The organism is Agromyces bracchium (assembly GCF_009709675.1).
In the GTDB taxonomy this organism is placed as follows: Bacteria; Actinomycetota; Actinomycetes; order Actinomycetales; family Microbacteriaceae; genus Agromyces; species Agromyces bracchium.
On the sequence record NZ_WMLB01000006.1, the window covers coordinates 1 to 23,212 of the forward strand.

General features: G+C 73.4%; 17 protein-coding genes. 7 read left to right on the top strand and 10 right to left on the bottom strand.

Annotation, left to right across the window (positions count from 1 at the left end; genetic code table 11):
• Positions 1–910, bottom strand: a 910-nt coding sequence (locus tag GJ743_RS01265) for a SulP family inorganic anion transporter (protein WP_196216869.1), incomplete at its 3' end; no start/stop codon positions are given.
• Positions 911–1,142: 232 nt separating this feature from the next.
• Between GJ743_RS01265 and GJ743_RS01270 the strand changes: the two genes are divergently transcribed.
• Together GJ743_RS01270 and GJ743_RS01275 are read left to right on the top strand one after the other, a co-directional pair.
• On the top strand, positions 1,143–4,076 hold the full coding sequence (locus GJ743_RS01270) for an MMPL family transporter (protein WP_155050131.1): 2,934 nt from the start codon (positions 1,143–1,145) through the stop codon (positions 4,074–4,076).
• Complete coding sequence (locus GJ743_RS01275) at positions 4,073–5,950, top strand: YhgE/Pip domain-containing protein (protein ID WP_155050132.1); 1,878 nt, start codon at positions 4,073–4,075, stop codon at positions 5,948–5,950. Before GJ743_RS01270 ends, GJ743_RS01275 begins: the two co-directional genes overlap by 4 nt.
• Positions 5,951–5,969: 19 nt before the next feature.
• Here GJ743_RS01275 and nhaA read toward each other — a convergent pair whose 3' ends face one another.
• Both nhaA and GJ743_RS01285 read right to left on the bottom strand, forming a co-directional pair.
• Positions 5,970–7,835, bottom strand: coding sequence for a Na+/H+ antiporter NhaA (gene nhaA / locus GJ743_RS01280; protein WP_155050133.1), 1,866 nt, complete (start codon positions 7,833–7,835; stop codon positions 5,970–5,972).
• A gap of 131 nt (positions 7,836–7,966) precedes the next feature.
• Positions 7,967–10,477 (bottom strand): FAD-dependent oxidoreductase, encoded by a 2,511-nt coding sequence (locus GJ743_RS01285; protein ID WP_155050134.1) that lies wholly within the window; start codon positions 10,475–10,477, stop codon positions 7,967–7,969.
• Between the two features lie 150 nt (positions 10,478–10,627).
• On the opposite strand from GJ743_RS01285, the gene merB reads away from it, so the two are divergent.
• Together merB and GJ743_RS01295 are read left to right on the top strand one after the other, a co-directional pair.
• Positions 10,628–11,359, top strand: coding sequence for an organomercurial lyase (gene merB, locus GJ743_RS01290; RefSeq protein WP_155050135.1), 732 nt, complete (start codon positions 10,628–10,630; stop codon positions 11,357–11,359).
• A gap of 98 nt (positions 11,360–11,457) precedes the next feature.
• Positions 11,458–12,501 (top strand): DUF2235 domain-containing protein, encoded by a 1,044-nt coding sequence (locus GJ743_RS01295; RefSeq protein ID WP_155050136.1) that lies wholly within the window; start codon positions 11,458–11,460, stop codon positions 12,499–12,501.
• Between the two features lie 40 nt (positions 12,502–12,541).
• Here GJ743_RS01295 and GJ743_RS01300 read toward each other — a convergent pair whose 3' ends face one another.
• The 3 genes from GJ743_RS01300 to GJ743_RS01310 all read right to left on the bottom strand — a co-directional run bounded on the left by GJ743_RS01300 (position 12,542) and on the right by GJ743_RS01310 (position 16,753).
• Positions 12,542–13,849: a ComEC/Rec2 family competence protein gene (locus GJ743_RS01300; RefSeq protein WP_155050137.1), complete on the bottom strand. Its 1,308-nt coding sequence runs from the start codon at positions 13,847–13,849 to the stop codon at positions 12,542–12,544.
• A 3-nt stretch (positions 13,850–13,852) separates the two neighbouring features.
• The gene (locus GJ743_RS01305) at positions 13,853–15,694 is read right to left on the bottom strand and encodes a gluzincin family metallopeptidase (RefSeq protein ID WP_155050138.1); all 1,842 of its coding nucleotides are present in this window, start codon (positions 15,692–15,694) and stop codon (positions 13,853–13,855) included.
• A 123-nt stretch (positions 15,695–15,817) separates the two neighbouring features.
• Positions 15,818–16,753, bottom strand: coding sequence for an oxygenase MpaB family protein (locus GJ743_RS01310; protein ID WP_155050139.1), 936 nt, complete (start codon positions 16,751–16,753; stop codon positions 15,818–15,820).
• Positions 16,754–16,860: 107 nt separating this feature from the next.
• Here GJ743_RS01310 and GJ743_RS01315 point away from each other — a divergent pair, with 107 nt between their 5' ends.
• From GJ743_RS01315 to GJ743_RS01325, 3 genes are all read left to right on the top strand, one after another.
• A complete protein-coding gene (locus tag GJ743_RS01315; RefSeq protein WP_155050140.1) occupies positions 16,861–17,838 on the top strand; it encodes a calcium/sodium antiporter in 978 nt (325 codons plus the stop codon).
• A 119-nt stretch (positions 17,839–17,957) separates the two neighbouring features.
• On the top strand, positions 17,958–18,767 hold the full coding sequence (locus GJ743_RS01320) for a DUF6518 family protein (RefSeq protein ID WP_155050141.1): 810 nt from the start codon (positions 17,958–17,960) through the stop codon (positions 18,765–18,767).
• A gap of 37 nt (positions 18,768–18,804) precedes the next feature.
• Positions 18,805–19,149 (top strand): CHY zinc finger protein, encoded by a 345-nt coding sequence (locus GJ743_RS01325; RefSeq protein WP_230386265.1) that lies wholly within the window; start codon positions 18,805–18,807, stop codon positions 19,147–19,149.
• Positions 19,150–19,159: 10 nt separating this feature from the next.
• On the opposite strand, the gene GJ743_RS01330 is transcribed toward GJ743_RS01325, so the two are convergent.
• The 4 genes from GJ743_RS01330 to GJ743_RS01345 are packed head-to-tail and all read right to left on the bottom strand — an operon-like array spanning position 19,160 to position 23,192.
• Complete coding sequence (locus GJ743_RS01330) at positions 19,160–20,563, bottom strand: FAD-binding oxidoreductase (protein ID WP_155050143.1); 1,404 nt, start codon at positions 20,561–20,563, stop codon at positions 19,160–19,162.
• Between the two features lie 31 nt (positions 20,564–20,594).
• Positions 20,595–21,374, bottom strand: coding sequence for a Crp/Fnr family transcriptional regulator (locus tag GJ743_RS01335; RefSeq protein WP_155050144.1), 780 nt, complete (start codon positions 21,372–21,374; stop codon positions 20,595–20,597).
• 46 nt (positions 21,375–21,420) lie between these two features.
• Positions 21,421–22,245 (bottom strand): alpha/beta fold hydrolase, encoded by an 825-nt coding sequence (locus GJ743_RS01340; RefSeq protein ID WP_155050145.1) that lies wholly within the window; start codon positions 22,243–22,245, stop codon positions 21,421–21,423.
• 41 nt (positions 22,246–22,286) lie between these two features.
• Positions 22,287–23,192, bottom strand: a complete 906-nt coding sequence (locus GJ743_RS01345) for a potassium channel family protein (RefSeq protein ID WP_155050146.1) — start codon at positions 23,190–23,192, stop codon at positions 22,287–22,289.
• Between the last annotated feature and the right edge of the window lie 20 nt (positions 23,193–23,212).

Consider the following 23,212-nt stretch of genomic DNA (forward strand, 5'->3'; position numbering starts at 1 on the left):
CGTTGATCATCGTCTGGCCGATCATCGCGCAGCCGCCCATGCCGCCGAACAGGCCGGAGAGCATGTTGGCGACGCCCTGGCCGAGCGCCTCGCGCGTCTTGCCCGAGCGGGTGTCGGTGAGGTCGTCGACGAGCTTCGCCGTCATCAGCGACTCGAGGAGGCCGACGAGCGCCATCGCGAGCGCGAACGGCGCGATCGTCGCGAAGGTCTCCCACGTGAGCGGCACGTTCGGGATGAACAGCTCGGGCAGGCTCTCGGGCAGCTCGCCCTCGTCGCCGACCGTCGGCACCTGCCAGCCGGAGGCGACCACGACGACCGTGAGCACGACGATGGCGATGAGCGGCGCGGGCACAGCCTTCGTCAGGCGCGGCACGCCGACCATGATCACGAGGCCCGCAGCGACGAGCGGGTACACGAGCCACGGCACCCCGACGAGGTGCGGCAGCTGCGCGGCGAAGATCAGGATCGCGAGCGAGTTGACGAACCCGACCATGACGCTGCGCGGGATGAAGCGCATGAGCTTCGCGACGCCGAGCGCGCCGAGCACGAGCTGGAACACGCCCGCGAGGATCACCGTCGCGATGAAGTAGTCCATGCCGTAGTCGCGTGCGACGGGCGCGATGACGAGGGCGACCGCGCCGGTGGCCGCGCTGATCATCGCCGGCCGGCCGCCGAGGAAGGCGATCGACACCGCCATCACGAACGACGAGAACAAGCCGACCCGCGGGTCGACGCCCGCGATGATCGAGAACGAGATCGCCTCCGGGATGAGCGCGAGCGCGACCACCAGCCCTGCGAGCACCTCGCGCGTGAGCAGGCGGGGCGTGCGCAGCGCGGTCAGCACCGACGGCTGGTCGCGGGTGCGGGTGCGGGCGTCGGTCGTGGCGTCGGGGCGCGCGGGCGCGGACATCGGGGTCCTCCGTTCGGCGGGCTCGGATGGAGCCGGTGGATGTCGAGGGCGCCCCGTCGCGCGCGGCCCTCGCGGGCCGAGCCGGCCCCCGGGCGGATGCCGCGTGCCGACGTGCCACTGTACCCGCTCCCCTCGCGCACGCCGATTCGACGGCGCCACCATCGTTGCGGAGCGTCGCCGCCCGCCGATACGTTGAGGTTCTGTCAGAACTCCACTTCGGGGGGGAGTAGGCGTGTCCTCGGCACTGCATGCGCTCGGGCGTTGGGCCTACCGTGCCCGATGGCTCGTCGTGCTGCTCTGGGTCGGGATCCTCGCGGTGCTGTTCACCCTCGCCGGCCTGCTCGGCACGGGCACGAACAACACGTACGCGTTCCCCGGAACCCAGTCGCAGGACGCGCTCGACTCGCTCGCGCGCACGTTCCCCCAGTTCTCCGGAACGTCGGCGCAGCTCATCGCGGTCGCGCCGGAGGGCGGCGATGTCACGGACCCCGACTTCGAATCGGCGGTCGACGACGCGATCACCGCCCTCGGCCAGGTTCCGCAGGTCTCGGCGGTCAGCTCGCCCTACGACGACCCGTCGTCGTCCGACATCTCATCGGACTCCTCGGCCGTGCTCGTCACGATCCAGCTCACCGCCCAGGCGGTCGACGTCCTCCCGTCGACCTCCGACGCGCTGCAGGCGGAGGGCAGCACGCTCCAGGGGAACCTGCCCGACGGCTCGCAGGTGAGCGTCGGCGGTGCGCTGTACTCGCAGGTGAACCCGGGAATCGGCCTCAGCGAGCTGACGAGCGTGTTCATCGCCCTCGGCGTGCTGGTCATCACGTTCGGCTCGCTCGTGGCCGCCGGCATGCCGATCACCACCGCGCTCGTCGGCGTCGGCGCGGCCGTCGCCGTCGTACTCACGGGCACGCGCTGGCTCACGGTGACCTCGACCGCGCCGCTGCTGGCGGTCATGCTCGGCCTCGCCGTCGGCGTCGACTACTCGCTCTTCATCGTCTCGCGCCACCAGGACCAGGTGAAACGCGGAATGCCGCCCGAGGAGTCGGCGCCGCGCGCCGTGGCCACGGCCGGCTCGGCCGTGATGTTCGCGGCGACGACGGTGATCATCGCGCTCCTCGGCCTCAGCGTCGCACGCATCCCCTTCCTCACCATCACGGGGATCAGCGCGGCGCTCGCCGTCGCGACGGCGGCGCTCGTCGCGCTCACGCTCACGCCCGCGCTGCTCGCCTTCGCCCGTTGGCACGTCGTGCCGAAGCGGTTCCGTCCCGTACACCGGGAGAAGAAGTCGCACCGGGAGAAGGCGGACCGGGCGGAGGCCGCGGAGGCGGGCGAGGCGGAGACCACGGACGCCGCGGACGCCGCGGACCGCACGAGTGCCGACGGCACGCCCGCCCGGTCGGATCCGGTGGAGGTCGAAGGCGCCGTGGCCGACGGGGACGAGGGCCCCGCGCCACCCGCGCCCGAGGTCGCCGCCCGCCCCGGCGGGTTCTTCGGCCACTGGGTGCGCGGCGCCATCCGCTGGCCACCGGTGACCGTCATCCTGATCACCGCGGTGCTCGCGCTCGCGGCCCTGCCCGCCGCGCACCTGCGACTGGCGCTCCCCGACTCGGGGTCGCTGCCCGAGGGCGCGCCGGGCCGGGTCACGTACGACCTCATCGCCGAGCACTTCGGGGCGGGTGCCAACGGGCCGCTGATCCTCACGGGCTCGGTCATCCAGAGCACCGACCCGGTGACCCTCGTCGACGACATCGCGGCCGACGTCGCCGACGTGCAGGGCGTCGCGGCGGTGCCGCTCGCCACGCCGAACGAGACCGGCGACACGGCGGTGATCCAGGTGATCCCCGACGGTGCGCCGGACTCCGAGGAGACCGAGCAGCTCGTGCACCGGCTCCGCGCGATGCACGACGTGTTCCTCGAGGACTACGCCGTCGACCTCGCCGTGACCGGCTACACCGCACTCGGCATCGACATCTCCGAGCGGCTCGGCAGCGCGCTCCTGCCGTTCGGCCTGCTCGTCGTCGGCCTCTCGCTCGTGCTGCTCGCGATGGTGTTCCGCTCGATCGTGGTGCCGATCACCGCAGCGCTCGGCTACGTCCTCTCGATCGGCGCGGCCTTCGGCCTCACGAGCCTCGTGTTCGTCGACGGGTTCCTCGCCGGCCCGCTGAACGTCGAGTCGGTCGGCGCGGTCACGAGCTTCATGCCGATCATCGTGATGGGCGTGCTGTTCGGGCTCGCGATGGACTACGAGGTGTTCCTCGTCAGCCGCATGCGCGAGGAGTACCTGAAGAGCGGCGAGCCGCGGCCATCGATCGAGCGCGGGTTCGTGGCCTCGGCCCGCGTGGTCACGGCCGCCGGCATCATCATGTTCACGGTCTTCAGCGGCTTCATCCTGAACGGCGAGGCCTCGATGCAGCCCATCGCGTTCGGGCTCGCGACCGGCGTCGCGATCGACGCGTTCATCGTGCGGATGACGCTGACGCCCGCGGTGCTCGCCTGGTTCGGGCGGCACGCGTGGTGGTTCCCGGCCGGCCTCGACCGGGCGCTCCCCCACTTCGACGTCGAGGGCGAGGGGCTCGCCCGCGAGGACGAGCTCGCGGACTGGCCGGAACCGGGCGACGCGCACGCGATCGTGGGCGAGGGCGTCGCCGTGCGCCGCGAGCCGCGCCTCGTCGGCATCGACGTCCGCGTACCGGCCGGCGGCGCGCTCGTGGTCGCCGGCGCCACGCCCGAGGAGCGCCGCGCGGTGCTGCTCGCCCTCACCGGCCGCCGTCCCGTCGTCGACGGCCGGCTCAAGTGCCTCGGGCTGGTGCTGCCCGTGCGGGCACGCAGCGTGCGCGCCGACAGCGCCGTCGTCGAGGTCGCGGCGCTCCGCGATCCCATCGCCGCGGCGGTGGATGCCGCGGCCGACGGCCCCGGTCTGCTCGCGATCGACGGGGTCGACCTCCTCGCCGACCCGGCTGCCCGCGACGAGCTCCGCGAGGTGCTCACGGGCGCCGCAGGCGGTGCGGAACGTCGGACGGGACATCCGCTGACCCTGCTCGTCTCGTGCGAGCGCGCGGAGGCGGCGGACGCCGTGCTGCCGACCGGCATGGACCGGACGGTGCTCGAGCCCGCGGCATCCGCCCGCACCGCGACGGAGTCGGCCACGACGGGAGCTGTCACGTGAGCGACGCCGCGAGCGACCCCGCGTTCTCGTCCAGCGAGGGCGCCGAGCGGCTCGGCGTCCTCGGGATCGTCGGCGTCCTGCTCCTGCCGCTCGCGATCGCGGGCCTGCTCGCATGGGGGCTCGCGGCGCCCGTGAGCGACTTCGACCGGGTCACCGCCGCCGTCGTCAACGACGACGAGCCCGTGCAGCTGAACGGCCAGACCGTGCCCCTCGGCCGGGAGTTCGCGGCCGGCCTCATCGGGGGCATCGCCGGCGAGGGCGCGCCCGACGACCCCGGGCCCGACGCGACCGCGACGCCCGCACCGAGCGGACCGAACTTCACGTGGATCCTGACCAACGACGACGACGCCGCGACCGGGCTGCGGGACGGGCGGTACGCCGCGGTGCTCACCATCCCGCCGTCGTTCTCGGCGGACGCGACCTCGATCTCGGGGCCCGCGGCGGATGCCGTGCACGCGACCCTGCACGTGCAGACGACGCCCTCGTCGGCCTACCTCGACCCCGCGCTCACCGAGGTCATCACGCAGGCGGCCGTGGCGACCTTCAACGCCCAGCTCACCGAGCGCTACCTGGGCAACGTCTACCAGGGGTTCAACACGATCAACGAGCAGATCGGCCAGGCCGCCGACGGCGCCGCCGAACTCGCGTCGGGCGCATCGTCGCTCGCGAGCGGTGCGGGCTCGCTCGCGGCAGGCACGTCGCAGCTCGCGACCGGGCTCGACTCGCTCGACGCCGGAGCCGCCTCGCTCGCGGCGGGGCTCGCACAGCTCGACGCGTCGGTGCAGGCGCTGCCCTCGGACACCGCCCAGCTCGCGACGGGCTCGGCCCAGGTCGCCGCAGCGCTCGACGCGATCGCCGCGGCGCTCGACGGCGCGACCGCCGACGTCGCCCGGGTCGTCGACGACCTGTGCGCGGCTCGCCCCGGTGCGATCTGCGATCGCGGTCGGAGCGTGCTCTCGCGCGTCCAGGCCGTCGACGGCGATGTCGACGCGCTCGCCTCCGGGGCCGACCAGGTCGCCGCGGGCAACGCCGAGCTCGCCGCCGGCATGCCGGGGCTCGTGGCCGGCGCGGACGCGTCGGCGGCGGGTGCGAACGAGGTGGCGGCCGGCGCCGCGGAGAGCGCGGCGGGCGGCGAGCAGGTGAACGCGGGCGCGCAGGAGGTGGCGGCCGGCGCCGACGAGACCTCGTCGGGGGCCGCGCAGCTCTCAGACGGACTCGCGCAGGCGGTCGAGCAGATCCCCACGTACTCCGACTCCGACATCACGACGCTCTCGTCGGTCGTCGCGCAGCCGACCCGGACCGACGTCGCGGTGCCCGCGAGCGGAACCCAGTCGGTGCCGCTCTTCGCGACCTTCGCGCTCTGGGTGGGCGCGATCGTGCTGGCGCTCGCCCGTCGCGCGGTGCCGCAGCGCCGGCTGCTCACCTCCGCGTCGACGGTCTCGATCACGGGGCGCTCGATCTGGCCCGGCGCGGCGCTCGGCGCGGGCCAGGGGCTGCTCGTCGGCCTCGCCCTGCAACCCGCCCTCGACGCCGAGGTCGCCGCGCGCGTCGGCTTCGCCGCGGCCGCGGTGTTCATCGGCACGGTGTTCGCGCTCGTGAACCACGGACTCGCGGCGGGCTTCGGCGGGCCCGGCCGGACCGCGGCCGCGATCGCCGCGGTGATCGGCCTGGCGGCGGGGGTCTCCTCGACCGTGCCCGCCGCGATCGCGAACACCGCGAACCTCGTCCCGACCGGCCCGGGGCACAGCCTGCTCCTCGCCGGGCTCGGCGTCGGCTCCGGCTGGGGCGACCTCGTCGCGCTGGTCGTGTACGCCGCGATCGGCGTCGCGCTCGTGGTCCTGGGCGTCTCCCGGCATCGCACCGCCGCGGGCTGAGCCCGGCGCTCCCGGTCGGTCAGCGCTCGGCGGCGGTCTCGGGCGGAGCGTCGACCGAGGCCTCGAGCGAACGGATGAGGCTGCGCGAGTCCCAAGGGCCGATGTGCCTTCGGCCGTTGACGAAGAACGTCGGCGTCGAGTGCAGGTCCATGAGCTCGGCGTCGATCTGGTCGTCCTCGACGCGGCGCACGACGGCCGGCGAGCGCAGGTCCTCGAGGAACCTCGGGACGTCGAGGCCGAGCTCCTCGGCGTACCGGCAGAGGTCGTCGGTCTCGAGCGCGTCCTGGTGCTGGAAGAGCGTGCGCGACATGTCGAGGAAGCGGCCCTGCAGCGCCGCGGCCTCGTAGGCCTGGGCGGCGAGCTTGGCGTGCGGGTGCACGCCCTCGAGCGGGAGATGCCGCCAGACCCAGCAGACCTCGTCGCCGAACCGGCGGATCACCTGGTCGATGGAGCCGGTCGCGCGAGAGCAGAACGGGCACTCGAAGTCACCGTATTCGACGATCTGGTAGGGCGCGTCGGGCCGGCCGCGATAGTGGTCGCGCGCGGGATCGAACGGCCGCGCGAGCACCTTGCCGACCGCCTGCGGGGGGCTCAGCCGATCGGCGATCGCGAAGATCGCCCACCCGAGACCGAAGGCGACGAGGGATGCGGTGAGCACGCCGACGCGACCGTGGTCCTGCGCCTCGCCGTCGGCGAGCGCGATGCCCACGATGAAGAGCGAGATCGTGAAGCCGATGCCCGACAGCGCCGCGCCGCCCGCGACGCGCGGCATCCCCAGCCCCGGTGCGAGCTTGCCCATGCCGGTGGCGCGGACGATCGCGGTCGCGGCGGTGATGCCGACGAACTTGCCCACGACGAGGCCGGCGATGATCGCCCATGTGAGCGGCGAGCTGAACGCGGCGGCGAGCGTCTCGGCGTCGAGGTGCACCCCGGCGTTCGCGAGCGCGAAGATCGGCAGCACGAGGAAGGCGATGTAGGGCCCCCACTCGGCCTGCAGCCGGTCGTTGATCGACAGCGACTCGCGGAGGCTCCGGTTCACGGCGGCCGCGTACTGGGCGCTCGGCGACTCGCGGAACGCGCGCGTGAGTTCCTCGGTGCGCTCGACCTCGCTGCGGCGCGGCGGGAACACGGGGATGAGCAGTGCGACCGCCACCCCGGCGAGCGTCGGATGGATGCCGGCCATGGCGATCGCGATCCAGAGCCCGATGCCGAGCACCCCGTAGGCGAGGCCGCGGCCGGCGCGGAGGTACCTGACGAGCGCGATCGCGACCATGAGGACGGCCGCGACCGCGAGCGGCACGAGGTCGAGCCCCGAGTTGTAGAAGATGCCGATCGCGAGAAGCGCCCCGACGTCGTCGACCACGGCGAGCGTGAGCAGGAACGTGCGGAGCCGTGCCGGGAACGGCGGGCCGATGATCGCGAGGGCGCCCAGCAGGAAGGCCGTGTCGGACGAGATCACCACGCCCCACGCCGCGAGCTCACCGGTGGGGAGTGCGATGACCACGAACAGCAGCGCGGGGACCACGAGCCCGGCGATCGCCGCGACGATCGGGACGATGGCGCGCGACCGGTCGGTGAGCTCGCCGATCGTGAACTCGCGTTTCACCTCGAGGCCGACGACGAAGAAGAAGAGCGTCATGAGCCCGTCGTTCACGACGTCGTGCAGCGTGGCGTGCAGCTGCCACTCGCCCAGCCCGATCTCGAGCTCGGTCTCCCAGAACGCCTCGTACGTCGAACCCCACGGCGAGTTCGCCCAGAGGATGGCGAGCACGGTGCCGACGAGCAGCAGCGCGGCCGCCGACCGGTCGCTCGAGCCGCGGCGCAGGCGCACCTTGCGACGGGCGGCGCTCGTCGTCGTGTCGGGTGCGGAGGCTGGCGCACTCATGCGCCAATGCTAGGGGCGGATGCCCCGAACGCGGGAGAACACGGGGAATGCTCTCCGGACCCCGTTCGGGGGTCGCCGGAGTCGCCGAGGTCGCCGCTGCGGTCGCCGCGGCGGGTGCCGCGCGTGTCGACTCAGATGAAGAGCGTCGTCCCGGACTTCTCCGCCTCGCCGAGGAAGGTCGCGACGCCGCCGAACTCGATCCCCTCCATCAGGTCGGTGTCGGCGATGCCGAGGAGGTCCATCGTCATGGTGCAGGCGATGAGCCGCGCCCCGCCCTCACGGGCGGCCGACATCAGTTCGGGCACCGACTGCACGTCGTGCTCCTTCATCACGTGCTTGATCATCGCCGGCCCGGCGCCCGCCATGTTCATCTGCGAGAGCGGCAGCCGGTCGGGGCCCGAGGGCATCATCATGCCCATCATCCGCTCGAGCGCGCCGTGGTCGCGCTTCGGCGCGTGCTCGCGCCGCAGCGCGTTGAGGCCCCAGAACGTGAAGAACATCGAGACCTGCTGCCCCATCGCGAGCGCGCCGTTCGCGATGATGAACGCGGCGAGCATCTTGTCGAGGTCGCCGGAGAACACGACGAACGAGGTCTGGTTCCTCCGCTCGGTGACGGCGGTGGTTCCGGATGGCGCGGTGCCGCCCTTGCGGAAGGCCGCGACGAAGCCCGGCCCGTCGGGCGTCATCGACAGCACCTCGTGCCCGTGGCTCGCCGCCCAGGCCGGCCCGTCGCTGACGAACCCCGGGTCGGAGACGCGCACGACGACCTCGTCGCCGGCGGCCAGCTCGCCCATGGTCGCCGAGAGGCGCATGATGGGGCCCGGGCAGGCGAGCCCGGTGCAGTCGAGGTCGACCGACTTTCCCGTGCCCTTCGTCGCCGCGATGAGGTCGACCGCCTCGGCGTAGGCGATCTCGGGCGGCGGCGCGACGGTCGACGCGGGCTCGACCTCGTGCCGGAAGCGGAACGTGTTCGACCCGCCCGACAGCGTCGCGACATCCGCGAAGCCGCGCTGCACGAGCAGCCGGTAGGCGAGGTAGCTGCGGAACCCCACGGCGCAGTACAGGCGGACCGGGACCGAACGGTCCCACTCCTCGCTCGCGGCGCGCAGCGTCGCGAGCGGCACGTTCTCGGCGCCCGGGATGTGCCAGATCCCGTACTCCTCCGGCGTCCGCACGTCGACGAGCCGCGCCCCCTCGACCGCGGCCGGCCAGTCGCTCGCGTACCAGAGCACGAGGTCGCCCTGCAGCACGTTGCTCGCGACGAAGCCCGCCATGTTGACGGGGTCCTTCGCCGATCCGAACGGCGGCGCGTAGGCGAGCTCGAGCTCCTCGAGGTCGTGCACGGTGCCGCCGAGGCGGATGACCGTCGCGAGCACGTCGAGCCGCTTGTCGACGCCGTCGAAGCCCGCGACCTGTGCGCCGAGGATCCGCCCGTCGCCCGGGGCGAACAGCAGCTTGAGGTGCATCTGCGCGGTGCCCGGGTAGTAGCCGGCGTGCCCGGAGGGGTGGATGTGGATCGCGCGGTACTCGATGCCCTCGGCGACGAGCTGGCGTTCGGTGGCGCCGGTGCCGCCCGCGACCATGTCGAACACCTTGACGATCGAGGTGCCCTGGGTCGAGCGGTACTCGGTTTCGCGGCCGCACATGTTCTCGGCGGCGACGCGCGCCTCGCGGTTCGCCGGGCCGGCGAGCGGCGTGATCCACGAGCCGGGGAGCACCGTGTGCGGGGTCTCGACGGCGTCGCCCGCCGCCCAGATCGACGGGTCCGACGTGCGCATGTGCGTGTCGACCCGGATGCCGCCGCGCGGCCCGAGCTCGAGGCCGGCATCCGCCGCCAGGCCCACGTTCGGCCGCAGGCCGGCCGAGAGGATCACGAGGTCGGCGTCGACGAACCGGGTGTTCGTGAGCTCGACCGTGAGCCCGCCGCCTGCACGTTCGGTGAACGCCGCGGCCCCGGTCGAGAGGAAGAGCTCAACGCCGCGGCTGCGCAGGTGCTGCTCGACGGGCACCGAGACCTCCTTGTCGAGCGGCGGCAGGATCTGGTCGGCGAGCTCGACGATCGTCACCGACGCGCCGCGGTGCTGGAGGTTCTCGGCCATCTCGACGCCGATGTAGCCGGCGCCGATGACGACGGCCCTCACGGGTGCGCCGGTCCGTCCTGCACCGCTCCGGCCGGGGGCGGATGCCGCGGCCGCGAGCGCCTCGTCGAGCTGCGCCTTGATCTCGTCCATGTCGGTGACGTTCCGCAGCACGTGCACGCCGGGCAGGTCGATGCCGGGCAGCGGCGGCCGGAGCGGGTCGGCGCCCGGGCAGAGCGCGAGCTTGTCGTAGGCCTCGACGTACTCGCGGCCGGTCGCGGTCTCGCGCACGGTCACGGTCTTCGCCGACCGGTCGAGCGAGACGACCTCGGCGCCGACGCGCACGTCGATGGCGAGCGATTCATGCAGGCTCTCGGGTGTCTGCAGCAGGAGGCGGCTGCGATCGGTGATGACCTCGCCGATGTGGTACGGCAGGCCGCAGTTCGCGAACGAGACGTAGTCGCCGCGCTCGAGCACCACGATCTCGGCGAACTCGTCGAGGCGACGTGCACGTGCCGCGACCGAGGCTCCGCCCGCGACCCCTCCGACGACGACGATCTTCATGCTGCGCCCTTCCGTTCGTACGGTGCCGGCGGCCCGGGTCGGCCGTCGCGCCCGATGCTAGGCGGCGGTCGCGGCCCGCGGCCGGGACGTCGGTCCTGCGACCCCGTTCGGGGGCCGCATGCGCACGGCGTCCGGGCGTACCCTGCACGGATGGACGCGCACGGAGTCGACGACGAACGCCACGCCGACGAGGCCGAGCGGGTGCGGCTCGCCGTGTACCGGGGCTTCGCCGCCGACGGCGTCGCCCCCTCGCGCGAGGCGCTCGCCGTGATCGCGACGACGGATGCCGCGGGCGTCGACCGCGCGCTCGCGACGCTCGCCGCGCAGCGCCACGTCGTGCTCGACGACGGCGGCCGGATCGTCATGGCGCACCCGTTCGCGAGCATCAACCTCGGGTTCTCGGTCATGGGCGAGCGCACGCTCTGGTGGGGCGGCTGCGCGTGGGACTCGTTCGCGATCCCGAACCTGCTCGACGACGTCGACGAGGTGCTCGTCGCGACGACGTGCCCCGCCTGCGGCACCCCGCACGCGTGGGTCGTCGACGCCGACGGCCCGCCGGCGGGCGACCAGGTCGCGCACTTCCTCGTGCCGACGGCGCACATCTGGGACGACGTGGTGCACACCTGCGGCCACCAGCGGATCTTCTGCGACGAGCGATGCGTCGACGACTGGCTGCGCGCGACGGGGAACACGCGCGGGTCGGTCTTCGACCTCGCGACGCTCTGGCGGCTGGCCGCCCACTGGTACGACGGCCGCCTCGACTCCCCCTACGTGCGACGGGAGCCCTCCGAGGCACGTGCGTACTTCGCGGACGTCGGCCTGTCGGGCGCGTTCTGGGGGCTCGGCGACGACGGGTCATCCGCCCGGCCGGTCACGGGCTGAGGGACGCGCCCGCCGCGCCCTTCCGCGCGACGCGTGCCCGGGAGTACCGTGACGATCGGGCGGAGCGGCGGGGGCCGGTCGTCCGGGGGGACGCGATCATGGCGCGGAATCTGGTGCTCTGCCTGGACGGGACGGCCGGCCAGGTGCGGGGCGATGCCGACTCGAACTGCGTGCGGCTCTACGACCTGCTCGATCTCACCGACGAGACGGCGCAGATCGCGTACTACGACCCCGGCGTCGGCACGTTCGCGTCGCCCGGCGCGTGGACGCCCGTCGCCCGCGGGCTGTCCCGACTCGGCGGGCTGATCTACGGCGCCGGCATGCGCCAGAACCTCGGCGAGGCGTACGCGTGGCTCATGCAGAACTGGCGACCGGGCGACCGGATCTTCGTGTTCGGGTTCAGCCGCGGCGCGTTCACGGCCAGGGCGCTGGCCGGGATGCTCCGGCTCATCGGGCTCATGCGGCCGGGTTCGGAGAACCAGCTGCAGTACGCGGTCGCGAAGTACGCCCGCCGTGGCGGCGAGGGTCGGATCCCATGGGACGAGATCCATCGGTTCTCGCGGCTCTTCGCCCAGCAGGTCGACGGACGCAGCACGATCCCGATCGAGTACCTCGGGCTGTGGGACACCGTGAAGGCCCTCGGCGTCGTCCGCGTCGCGCCCGACTGGCCTTACACGCGGCAGCTGCCGAACGCGCAGCACATCCGCCACGCGATCTCGATCGACGAGCGGCGGCGCCCGTTCCGGGAGTACGAGGTGCGCACGAAGGCCCCCGAGACGCTCGAGGAGGCCTGGTTCGCCGGCATCCACTCGGATGTCGGCGGCACCTTCGCCGACGACCCGAAGCTCTCGACCATCGCGTTGAAGTGGGTGCTCGAGGGGGCGCTCGACCACGGCCTGAGGGTCGACGCGAAGCGCACCGCGAGGGCGTTCGAGGGATTCTCCCCCGCCCACGCCGCGGGAGCGGCGCACCGCAACAGCGCGGTCTGGAGCCTGCTCGTCCCGCGCCGCCGTCCGATCCCGCCGGGGGTCAGGGTGCACGCGAGCGTGCGCGACCGGATGTCGGCGACCGACTACCGGCCGCGGCTGCCCGCCGACGCGACGTGGGTCGACGACGACTGGGCGACGCTCCGGCCGAGCTAGGCGCGCACGCCTTTGCGCGCGCGTGCCGTGCGCCGTCCGATCAGGGCACGCGGAAGCGCACCTCGCTCCAGAGCCCGTCGGGGCCGACCTCGACGTCGAGGTCGCCGTCGCCGCCGACCGCAGCGGCACCGGTCGCCGGGTCGTCCGCGCGGATCACGTTCGCGCCGCTCTCGTGCAGCGCCTCGAGGATCTCCGACTTCGGGATGCTGTCCTGCCACGCCTTGACCGTGCCGACGGGCACCATCGCGACCCCTCCCGCGTGGACGAGCTCGTGCGCCACGGGCTTCGGCGTCGCGTTGTGCGAGCCGTGGTGGCCGACCTTGTAGAACGCGGCGCCCGTCACGAGCGCCCGCGACTCGGGGTCGCCCAGCACGTGCTCCCAAGCGCCCTGCTGGGAGTCGCCGACGAAGACGAACCGCGTCCCGCGGACATCGAGCACGAAGAAGAGGCTCGTGTTGTTCACGGAGCGTTCGAGGACGGATGCCGCGCGCAGCAGCGCCTCCTCGTCGAGCGCGAGCCCTCCGAGGCGCATCGCGTTGCGCGCACGCACGAGCTGGATCGGGATCCGAGCCGACACCTCGTCGCGAGGCACCTCGTACATGCGGTCGAAGATGTCGAACTCGTCGTCGCGCCCGTTCTCGGCGGCCGCCTCCTCCAGCCAGTGCACGGCCGCGGGCGGATCCATGCGCTTGAGGTCCTCGGGATCGCGGCTCGGCCCGAGCACGTGCACGACCGCTCCTTCGACCGGCAGCTCGACGCGGTTCGCCGCGGCCTCGCGCCGCGGAAGGAACCGCACGTCGTGGTGGTCGGCGCCGCCCTTGAACCCGCCGTCGACGAGCCGCGTCGCCGCGGCGAGGTTCGGGCCGGAGTTCACCGCGAAGTCCATGGCGAGCGCCATCGAACGGCCGAGCGACTCGACGGGCCGCCCGGCCGCCGCCTGCTCGACGAGCCCCTGGAGGGCGGTCGCGGCGGCCGTGAGCCCCTGGCGCAGGCCGATCGCGTCGGGATCGCGCTCGTCCTCGACGAACGGCACCCACACCTGGCCGACCTCGACCGCGGCCCAGGCGTCGTCGGCGAACCCGGACACGTGGTCGGAGTGCCGATGGGTCGCGGCGACGACGTCGATCCGCGGCATCCCGTCGGCGCTCTCGGCGGTCAGCTGCCCGATGACGGCGTCGACGACGTCGCCGATCTTCCGCGGCACGTCGCCCACGCGGGCCCGGCCGTGGCTGTGCACGCCGCAGTCGACGAGCATGCGCCAGGTCGCCCCGTCGTCGGCCACGGTCACCAGGAAGCAGTCGCCGAAGCCCGGGTTGTACATCCGGATCGTCACGGTCGCCTCGGACATGGCTCAGCCCTCCTCCGGTGCGTGCAGGCTCGCGAACGTCAACCGCCCGACCGCGGGCTCGTCCAGCCAGATCGCGAGGGGGTCGCCGTCCTCGACCTCGCCGAACCACTCGCGGATCTCCGCGAACCGCGCGACGCCGGCCGCGTGCTGCTCGCGACCGTGGACCGCGAGCGGCTCCGACAGCTTCGCGAGCGCCTCCGGCTTCGTGAACGGCAGCGGCTTCGGAACGAGCCACGCGACCCGCCCGTCGACGTTCGCGATCACCGTGCAGGCCGCATGGATCCGCGTGCGGGTGTCTCGATCCGAGCCCGACTCGAGGTCTTCGCGGCGCTGCACGATCTGGATGAAGATCCTCGGGTGCGGCTGCCCGTCGGCCCCGATCTGGAATCCGACGTGCATGCCGAGCACCCGGATCCGCCCGGCGTCGGGATCGAGGCCGAGCTCGACGGCGTGCGCCTTCGCCCAGTTCACGGTCTGCGCGTACACGGCTCTCGATCGCGCCTGGGCGGCGTTGCCCGCCGCGGTGACCGAGGAGGCCGAGGGATCGAGCTTGATCGTCGAGTCGAGGATCAGCTGCCCGAGGTCGACCGTCGCCTCGCCGGTCGTGAGGCTGAGCGGCGCGGTCGGGCTCCGCCACAGCAGCGCCTGGTCGGCGAGCGAGACCACCCCGGGCGGGAAGATCCCGCGGCGCCGAAGCGCCTCGACGAGGTGACCGCGGAGGTGGATGCTGTCGTCGGGGAAGAGGTCTCGGTCGGCGGTGATCACGGCCCGCACGACGTCGCCGAACGTGACGTCGACCGCCGGCAGGTAGTCGAAGCCGCGGACGACCATGCCGAGGATCCGGTCGGCGTTCTTCACGGCCTCCGCGGCGATGCGGCGCACGAGATCGGGCGAGAGCTCGCCGTCGGCGAGCACGCCGGAGCCGCCCGTGGCGAGCCGGCGGAGATCGGCGATCCTCGATCGGTAGGTCGCGAGGTAGGCGTCGAACACGGCCGCCACGAAGATCGCCCCGCGCCGGTGCGGCTCGCGTGCCGCCTGGAAGTCGGCCGGGTCGGGCGCCGAACCGACCGCCGAGCGCAGCGGCCCGCCCCGCCCGGTCGACCGCCCGAACTCGTCCGCGAGCGAGAGCAGCGCCGCGGCATCCGCCAGCTCGCTGCGCGAGCCGGCCACGAAGTCCTCGACGATGTCGGTGAAGAGGAAGTGGTGGAACAGCGCGACGAGGTCGGCGAACGCCTCGTGGAACGCGAACACGTCGGAGTTCGTCGCGATCGTGAACATCGGACGCAGGCGGTGCACGATGGCGTGCGTGACCTCGTGGGCGATGATGTCGACCGACAGGCACGTGAACATGAGCTGATGCGGCAGGCTCGCCTGCGAGTCGGAGTCGTCGGCGCGGTAGTAGCCGAACAGCACGGCGCGCCGCTCCGGGTCGAAGTACGCGTTGCGGCCGTAGAACGCGTGCGGCACCAAGCGGAGCCGGTCGTCGCCGCGCCAGCGGAACCGCCGCCCCGTGAAGCGCTCGAAGCGCTCGATGACGCTCATCGTGATCGCGTAGACGATCTGCTGGTGCGACCGCGGGTCGCTCTCCGACGGGCGCAGCCCGTCCTGCGCGAGCACGGGCGGATCGTCGAGGTCGACGGGGTGGTACCAGCGGCGGCGCGTGGCGTCGTAGTCGACCACCTGGACGAGTTCGCCGTCCGGGCCCGGCCGGAGGCCGGTCTCGAAGGGGATGTCGACCGTGAGGAACTGGCCGCTGAGCCGCGAGCTCATCGGGTCGAACGCGAACGCGCGCAGGAGGCGGCGATCGGGTGCCTGGACGGCGGGCACGTTGTGATTGGAGAGCATCGCAGGCCTCCTCGACAAGGCTGGAACGCATGATGCTGCCGTGCTAAGGCCGAAACTAGCGATCCGCGACCGCCCCGGCAACAGTGCGGACCCTGAGGTCTCGCATCGACCCGTTCCGGCGGACTACGCCCAGGGCGCCGACTCCGGCGCGCCCGCGAGCCGTGCGATGCGCGCCCGCGCGTTGCGCTCGCTCGGCGACATCCGCCCGAACCTGCGAACCCCGATCGCGAGCACCGCGCGAGTGAGGGTGATCGCCGGCCACCACGGTCGCCTGAGGCCGAGCAGGTCGCGCTCGCGCGCGCCGAGCGAGGCGACCGCCCCGCCGAACAGGATCGGGTAGATGCGGCCGACCACGCCGGGCAGGCCCGGTCGCCGGATGAACCGGACGGCCTCGGCCACGCGCTCGTCGGGCCGCGCGTCGGCGAGGAAGCCGTCGAGCTCGGCGCGAAGCCCGGCGAGCGAGGTCGGCGGTGCGCGCACGCCCATGAGGCGCCCGACCTCGGCCCACTCGCGCACGTACGCGTCGGCGCCGCCGGGGATCGGGCCGCCCCACCGCTGATGCGCGCCGATGAACGCCTCCGTGAACGTGTCGTGCACCCAGCGCAGCAGGTCCTCGTCGTTGGCAGCGTATGGGCGCACGTCGCCGCGGGCGTCGACGTAGGTGCCGGTCACCCGCTCGTGCAGGCGCGACACCGAGGCGCACGCGGCCGCCGCGGCCCGCCGGTCGCCGAACGTGGTCGTCGCGACCCAGCGCACCGTGCCGTCGAGCCGCCCGAGCGGGTCCTCGCGGTAGCGGGAGTGGTCGTGCACGCCCGCCATCGCGCCCGGATGCAGCGTCTGGAGCAGCAGCGCGCGGATCCCCGCGACGAGCGTCGGCAGTGCGCCGTTCACCGCCCACACGGCGCTGCCCGGCCCGAAGAGCCCGGCATCGTCGCCCTCGGCGAGCGCCTGCGTCCACGTCGGCGGCTCGTCGTGGCGACGCCGCAGCGGACTCCACCGCGGACGACCCTCGCCGGCCGCCGCGCCCGCCCCGGCGCCGTCGCGTCCTGCCCCGGCCATGCATCCGACGGTAGGCGGTCGCGCCGCGCGCGCACCTGCGGATTCGCTGCGAAAGGCCCTACTGTCGAACGACGGACCGACGACCGGCACGCGGCGGAGGGAGCGGGATGACGGGAGGCTGGCTGCTCGTCGCGGGCCTCGTCGCACTCGTCGGCGGGGCCGAACTGCTCGTCCGCAGCGGCACGCGGCTCGCCGCTCGGCTCGGCGTCTCGCCCATGGTGATCGGCGTGACCGTCGTCTCGCTCGGCACGAGTGCGCCCGAGCTCGCGATCGGCATCGATGCGGCCGCGCAGGGCACCGGCTCGCTCGCCCTCGGCAACATCGTCGGCACGAACACGCTGAACCTGCTGCTCATCCTCGGCATCGCCGCGCTCATCAGGCCGCTCACGCTCCGGTCGCACGCGATCCGGCTCGACCTCCCGGCCATGGTGGTCGCCGCGGTCACCCTGCTGCTGCTCTGCGCCGACGGCGTCGTCACGCGCTTCGACGGCGCACTGCTCATCGTGCTCGGCGTCGTCTACACGGCGGTCATCGTGCGCGCGGCGCACCGCGAGGGCCTCGCCGCCCGCGCCGAGTTCGCGCGCGAGTTCGGCGAGCCGCGCGCCCGCGTCGCCGCGGCCCGCACCCGCGCGGTGCGCGATGCGATCCAGCTCGCGGCCGGCATCGTCATCGTGGTCCTCGGCGCCGACTGGCTCGTCGACGGCGCGGTCGCGCTCGCCGCGGGGTTCGGCATCCCGGTCTCGGTGATCGGCCTCACGATCGTCGCGATCGGCACGTCGTCGCCCGAGCTCGTGACCGCGATCGTCGCGACCATCCGGCGCGAGCGCGACATCGCGGTCGGCAACCTGCTCGGCAGCAGCGTGTTCAACATCCTGTTCATCTTCGGCATCACGAGCCTCATCCCGGCCGGCGGCATCCCCGTCGACCAGGGCATCCTCACGGTCGACCTGCCGGTCATGGTCGCGGCGACCCTCGCGTGCATCCCGGTCTTCCTCACCGGGCGGCGGATGCAGCGGGTCGAGGGCGCGGTGTTCGTCGTCGCGTACCTCGCGTACCTGACGAGCCTGCTCGTGCTCCGGGCGTGACGTGCCGCCCTGCGCGCGGCGCGGCGCACTGGCAGCCCGGTCACGGTGCGGTCACGACCTCCTGCGAGTCAGCCGAGCGGATGACGCGGGCCCGTCGCATCGCGTCTAGCGTGCGTTGCATGGCACGAAGCACGGGTCGGTCGCCCGCACCGGGTTCGCCCGCACCGGGTGCGACCATGCCGGGTGCGGTCGCGGCGGGTGCGCCCCCCGTGGGGGCGCCCGGCATGGTCGCACCCGGCGGAGGCGTCGCCGGGGCGGGTGCGATGCCGGTGGATCCGCGCGCGGCCGGCGCCGCCCCCGCCCTCGCGCGTGCGCCGCGGCATCCGTGGTTCTCCGCCGCGCGACGGATCGTGCTGGTGGCCGCCATCGCGTTCGTGCTCGGCGGGCTCACCTCCTGGGGCCAGCTGCTGCTTCCGCCCGAGACGGCGTCGCTGGCGAACTCGGCGGGCGGGTGGACGATCCCGACCGCGATCCTCGTCCTGCTGCTCGCACGCGGGTATCCCGAGGCGGCGATCGCGGGCGGCGCGGGCTTCGTCGCGCTGACCCTCGGCTACGCCGTGGCATCCGGATGGCGCGGCATCGCGTTCGACCCGACGACCTGGGCGATCATCGGTGCGTTCACCGGCCCGGTCATCGGGTGCGCCGCGCACGCGCTGCGCCGGCGGGGCATGCAGCTCGCGCTCGGCACGTCGGTGCTCGCCGGCGTGCTCGTCGGCGAGGGGGTCTACGGGCTCACGGTCGTCGCCGACACGACGAGTGCGGTGTGGTGGTGGATCGAGATCGCGGCCGGCGCGGCCGTGCTCGTCGCCGGCGCGCTGCGTATACGGCCCTGGGGGCTGGCGCTCGTGGCGCTCACGGGCACGGTGCTCGTCGCGGGCCTGTTCTGGTCGGCGTTCGTGCTACTGCCGATCCTCGTGTTCCGCGGCTGAGCCGCCAGGGCGCGGTTCCTCGGCGAAGATGGATGGCATGACGCACGACGCCCCTGCAGCCCGACCTCGCGTGCTCGGCGCGGTCGTCGACGATGAGACGCGCTGCGTGCACTACCGCACCGAGGTCGACATCGTCGCCATCCGGTTCGCCTGCTGCGGCGAGTACTACCCGTGCCACCTCTGCCACGAGGAGGCCGCCGGGCACCCGGCTCGGCAGTGGCCGCTCGCCGAGCGCGACACGCGCGCCATCCTCTGCGGCGCATGCGGTGCCGAACTGCCGATCGCGACGTACCTCGAGGTCGACGCGTGCCCCGAGTGCGACGCCGCCTTCAACCCGCGGTGCCGGCTGCACACGCACCTGTACTTCGAGACCGAGGGCTGAGGGAGCCGCGTCACGCGGAGGCAGACCCGTCGGGATCGATGTTCTGGTTGCGGCGGAATCGGTTCTCGGGGTCGACCCGCCGCTTGAGCGCCAGGAGGCGTTCGTACACGTCCGGGCCGTACGCGTCGCGCACGCGGTCGGCGCCCTCGTCCATGAGGAAGTTGACGTAGACCCCGGCATGATGCGGTCGGAGGTCCTCCCACAGACGTCGGGCCCACGCCCGTTCGTCGGCGAAGCCAGAGGCCGTCTCGGTGTTGCCGTTGATGTTCAGCGTGAACGCCGCGTCGCGGCCGCGGAACGCCGACCCGGATCCGAGCCGGGCGACCGCGCCGCCCATCTGCCACACGACGATGCTCGAGCGGGGGGACCGGATCCCCTCCGCAGCGGCGAGGAGCAGCCCGATGACGTCGTCGTCGAGCGCCCCGATGTCGCACGCCTTCACGGAGTAGTGCCACCCGTGCGGATACGACGCGTCGAAGAAGGTCTGGTGCTGGAGGAAGCTCGTCGGGCCGATCAGATCGATCATCGGGTTCGCGCAGGAGCGCAGCGCCGCCAGGTCGACCTCGGCCACCTCCGGCGGCCCCGAGTGGCAGGCCACGACCGCGATGACGAGGGTCCCGACGAACTCGGCGGGCACGCCCTCGAGTGGTGGCATGCGCCGCAGCACGAGGATGCTCGTCACCTCGTCGGTCGCGCCGGCCGCCCACTCGCGATAGCGCTCGATGACCTCCGGCGCCGCATCGAGCGGCCAGAACACGGCGCCCGCCGTCACGGCCGGACGCATCGGATGCAGGTCGAACTCGAACTCGGTGACGACGCCGAAGTTGCCGCCGCCGCCCCGCAACCCCCACAGGAGTTCCGGCTCCGAGTCCTCGCTCGCGTGCACGAGGTGGCCGTCGGCGGTGACGAGGGTCGCCGCGCGGAGGTGGTCGATCGTGAGCCCGTGCCGTCGCTGCTGCCAGCCGAGGCCGCCCCCGAGGGCGAGCCCGGCGACGCCGGTGTGGGAGACGATCCCAGCGGGGACCGAGAGCCCGTGGGCGAGCGTCGCGGCATCCAGCTCGCCGAGCAGGGCTCCCGCTCCGACCCGGGCGACGCGGCGGTCGGGGTCGACCTCGATGCGCCGCATCCGCCGGAGATCGATGACGAGGTCGTCGTCGCACGTCGATGCACCCGGGAAGCTGTGCCCGCCGCCCCGCACGGCCGGGTGGAGTCCCTCGCGCGCGGCGGCGTCCACGCAGGCCACGACGTCGTGCTCGTCCGCGCACCGCGCGACCGCACCGGGACGCCGATCGATCGATCCGTTCCAGACGCGTCGCGCGGTCTCGTACTCGGCGTCGCCCGGACGGACGACGTCGCCGTGGAGCAGGTCGTCGAGGCCCATCGCCGGCAGTGCCATGGCCGTCGTGCCGCTCATGCCGGAATCCTCCCGGACGGCGCGCCCGGCGTCAGGAACCTGGGTTCCAGCTCCTCGAGGGCGCGGCCGATCCGGTCGGGTACGCCTCGGCGGCAAGCCGTTCGGGGTCGAGCAGGTCGATGCCGTCGTGGCCGGTCTCGACGAGGCCCTCGCGGCGCAGGTCGCGGAGCGCCCGCACCACGACCTCGCGCACCGATCCGATGGCGTCCGCGAGCTCCTGCTGGCTGACTCGCGCACGCAGCCGCCCACCCGACGCCGACGCCGACGCGAGGTCGAGCAGGTGGCGCGCGACGCGCTGGCGGACGGTCGCGAACGCGCTGCCCGGGATCTCGTTCAGGAACGCCATCGCGCGCTCGGCCAGCTCGCCGAGCATCGCGGCGGCGGCGACCGGATCGCGTCCGACCAGCGCGGCCACCTCGGCGGCCGGCATGGCCAGGATGCGCGACGCCGTGACCGCGCGGACCGATGCGGGCATTGTGAAGTCGGCGGCGAACATCGAGACGGCGCCCATCAGCGACCCGGACCGGCAGTAGCGCACGGTCAGGGTCCGTCCGTCGGGCGCGCTCACGAACACCCGGACGAGGCCGCTGACGACCAGCTCGAGATGCACCAGGTGATCGCCCTCGCGATGGAGGTCCTCACCCGCCGCCGCATCGCGGAGGACGGCGTGCTCGAGCACCGCGTGGAGTGCCGCGGGCGGGATGGCCCGGAGGTGCGACCGCGCGATCGCCGCGTCGACCTCTCCGGCCTGACCGCCGCCGGTGGCCGGATCGGCTCCTCGACCGCCGATCGACGTCATCGTGATGGCCACGCTAGACCCGCGGTCTCCAGGCGGCAACGGCCGTCCGGGCCGCGAGTCAGGCCGACGGGGCTGAGCCCGACAGGGCTGAGCCCGACAGGAACGCGATCGCCGCGCGTCGGAACTCCCGCGAGCCCGGCGCGTTGAAGTGGTGTCGGCCCGGGATCTCGGCGAACGACCCGCTGGGCGTCGCCGCGGCGAGCGCCCGCGACTGCTCGATGATCGCGTCCTCGGTGCCGGTCGCGAAGAGGATCGGCTGCGGCGGCGGATTCGACGGGTCGGGGTCGGCGTCGCCCGCGCGCATGCCCTCGGCGAGCGCGACGAGTGCGAGCAGGTCGTTGCCGGCGACGCGCTCGGCGAGCGTCACGTAGTTCCGGGTGACCGGGTCGTCGACGGGCGTGCCGTGCTCGGCGTACGCGCGCGCCTGCTCGATCTGCATGCGGGCGAGCGGCCGACCGTCGGGGATGCCGCCCAACACCGCGCGCTCGATGCGCTGCGGCACCTGCACGGCCGCCTGCCAGCCGACGCGCGCGCCGAGCGAGTACCCGACGTAGCGCACGGTGTCGACGAGGTAGGTGTCGAGCACCGTCACGAGGTCGTCGACGAACGCGTCCATGCCGTAGGCGGATGCCTCGTGCGGGGTGTCGCTCGCCCCGTGCCCGCGCTGGTCGACGCCGAGCACCCGGTATCCCGCGCGCAGGAGGTCGCGGATCCATCCGGTGCTCACCCAGTTGTCGCGGCAGCTCGACGCGAACCCGTGCACGCACAGCACGGTCGGCGCGTCCTCCTCGCCCCACGAGTACGTCGCGATCCGGCGCCCCTCCCCCGACATGACGAACTGCGGCGCGGGCATGTCGGTCAGGGCGGGGAACGCGGCATCCATGTCGGCCATTCTGCCCCGCCGAGCCGATCGCGACGCGGCCCTCAGTCGCGCGGCGATCCGGCGGGTTCCTCCGGAACGGTCGGGCGCTGGCGGTGCTGCCGCGCGTACTCGCGGAGGACCGCGTCGGTGTCGGAGGCGGACCGCATGAAGCGATCGCGGAGCACGTCCGCGAAGTCGTCGATCGCCTCCTCGAGCATCTGGCCGCTGTTGCGCACGGTGCGGTCCGATGAACGCCGGGCGAGCTTGGCGAGGTGCAGCGCGTAGGGCAGCTGGGCGGCGAGCGAGGCCGTCGGCTCCGCCTCGGTGAAGTAGTACGACTCGGAGTTCTGCCACACGTCGACGCGGGACTGCGCGAGATCGGCGGTCAGCGAGTCGAGCAGGCCGCTCGAGGTGGCTGACTCCATGTTCAGCAGGTGCCCGGCCGTGTCGGCCCGCTGGATGAGCGCGATGCGGAGCGCGAGGGTTCGGCGACGCCCCAGGTCGGGGTAGAGCTGGAGGAACCACGCGACGGCGGCCGTGAGCAGGGCGAAGCCGATCAGCCCCTGCAGCGGCGCGAACACGCGAAGCCACGGGTCGACCGGGTACACGTCGCCGAGCCCGAGCGTCGACATGTTCACCGTGGAGAAGTAGAGCGCCTCGACGATGGCCGGGTAGGACTCCGGGTCGATCCCCTCGTTGTAGGCGAAGCCGTCGGGCACGAACGGCAGGTAGACGAGCGCCCAGCCGGCGATCTGCAGCACGGCCCAGACCGTCACCACCGCCACCGCGGCGAGGGGTCCGGCGACCGTGCGCCCGCGACGCCCGAACCGGGAGGTCAGGCCCCACGTGGAACTCGCCGCGAGGTGCGAGAGCCGGCCGCGCCCGGTCGGATGCAGCACCGTGTGGAAGACCTCGTCGAGGCCCATCACGATGAGGACGACTCCCGCGACGACCTGCAGCACGCTCACGGGCCCATGCTACGAGTGGG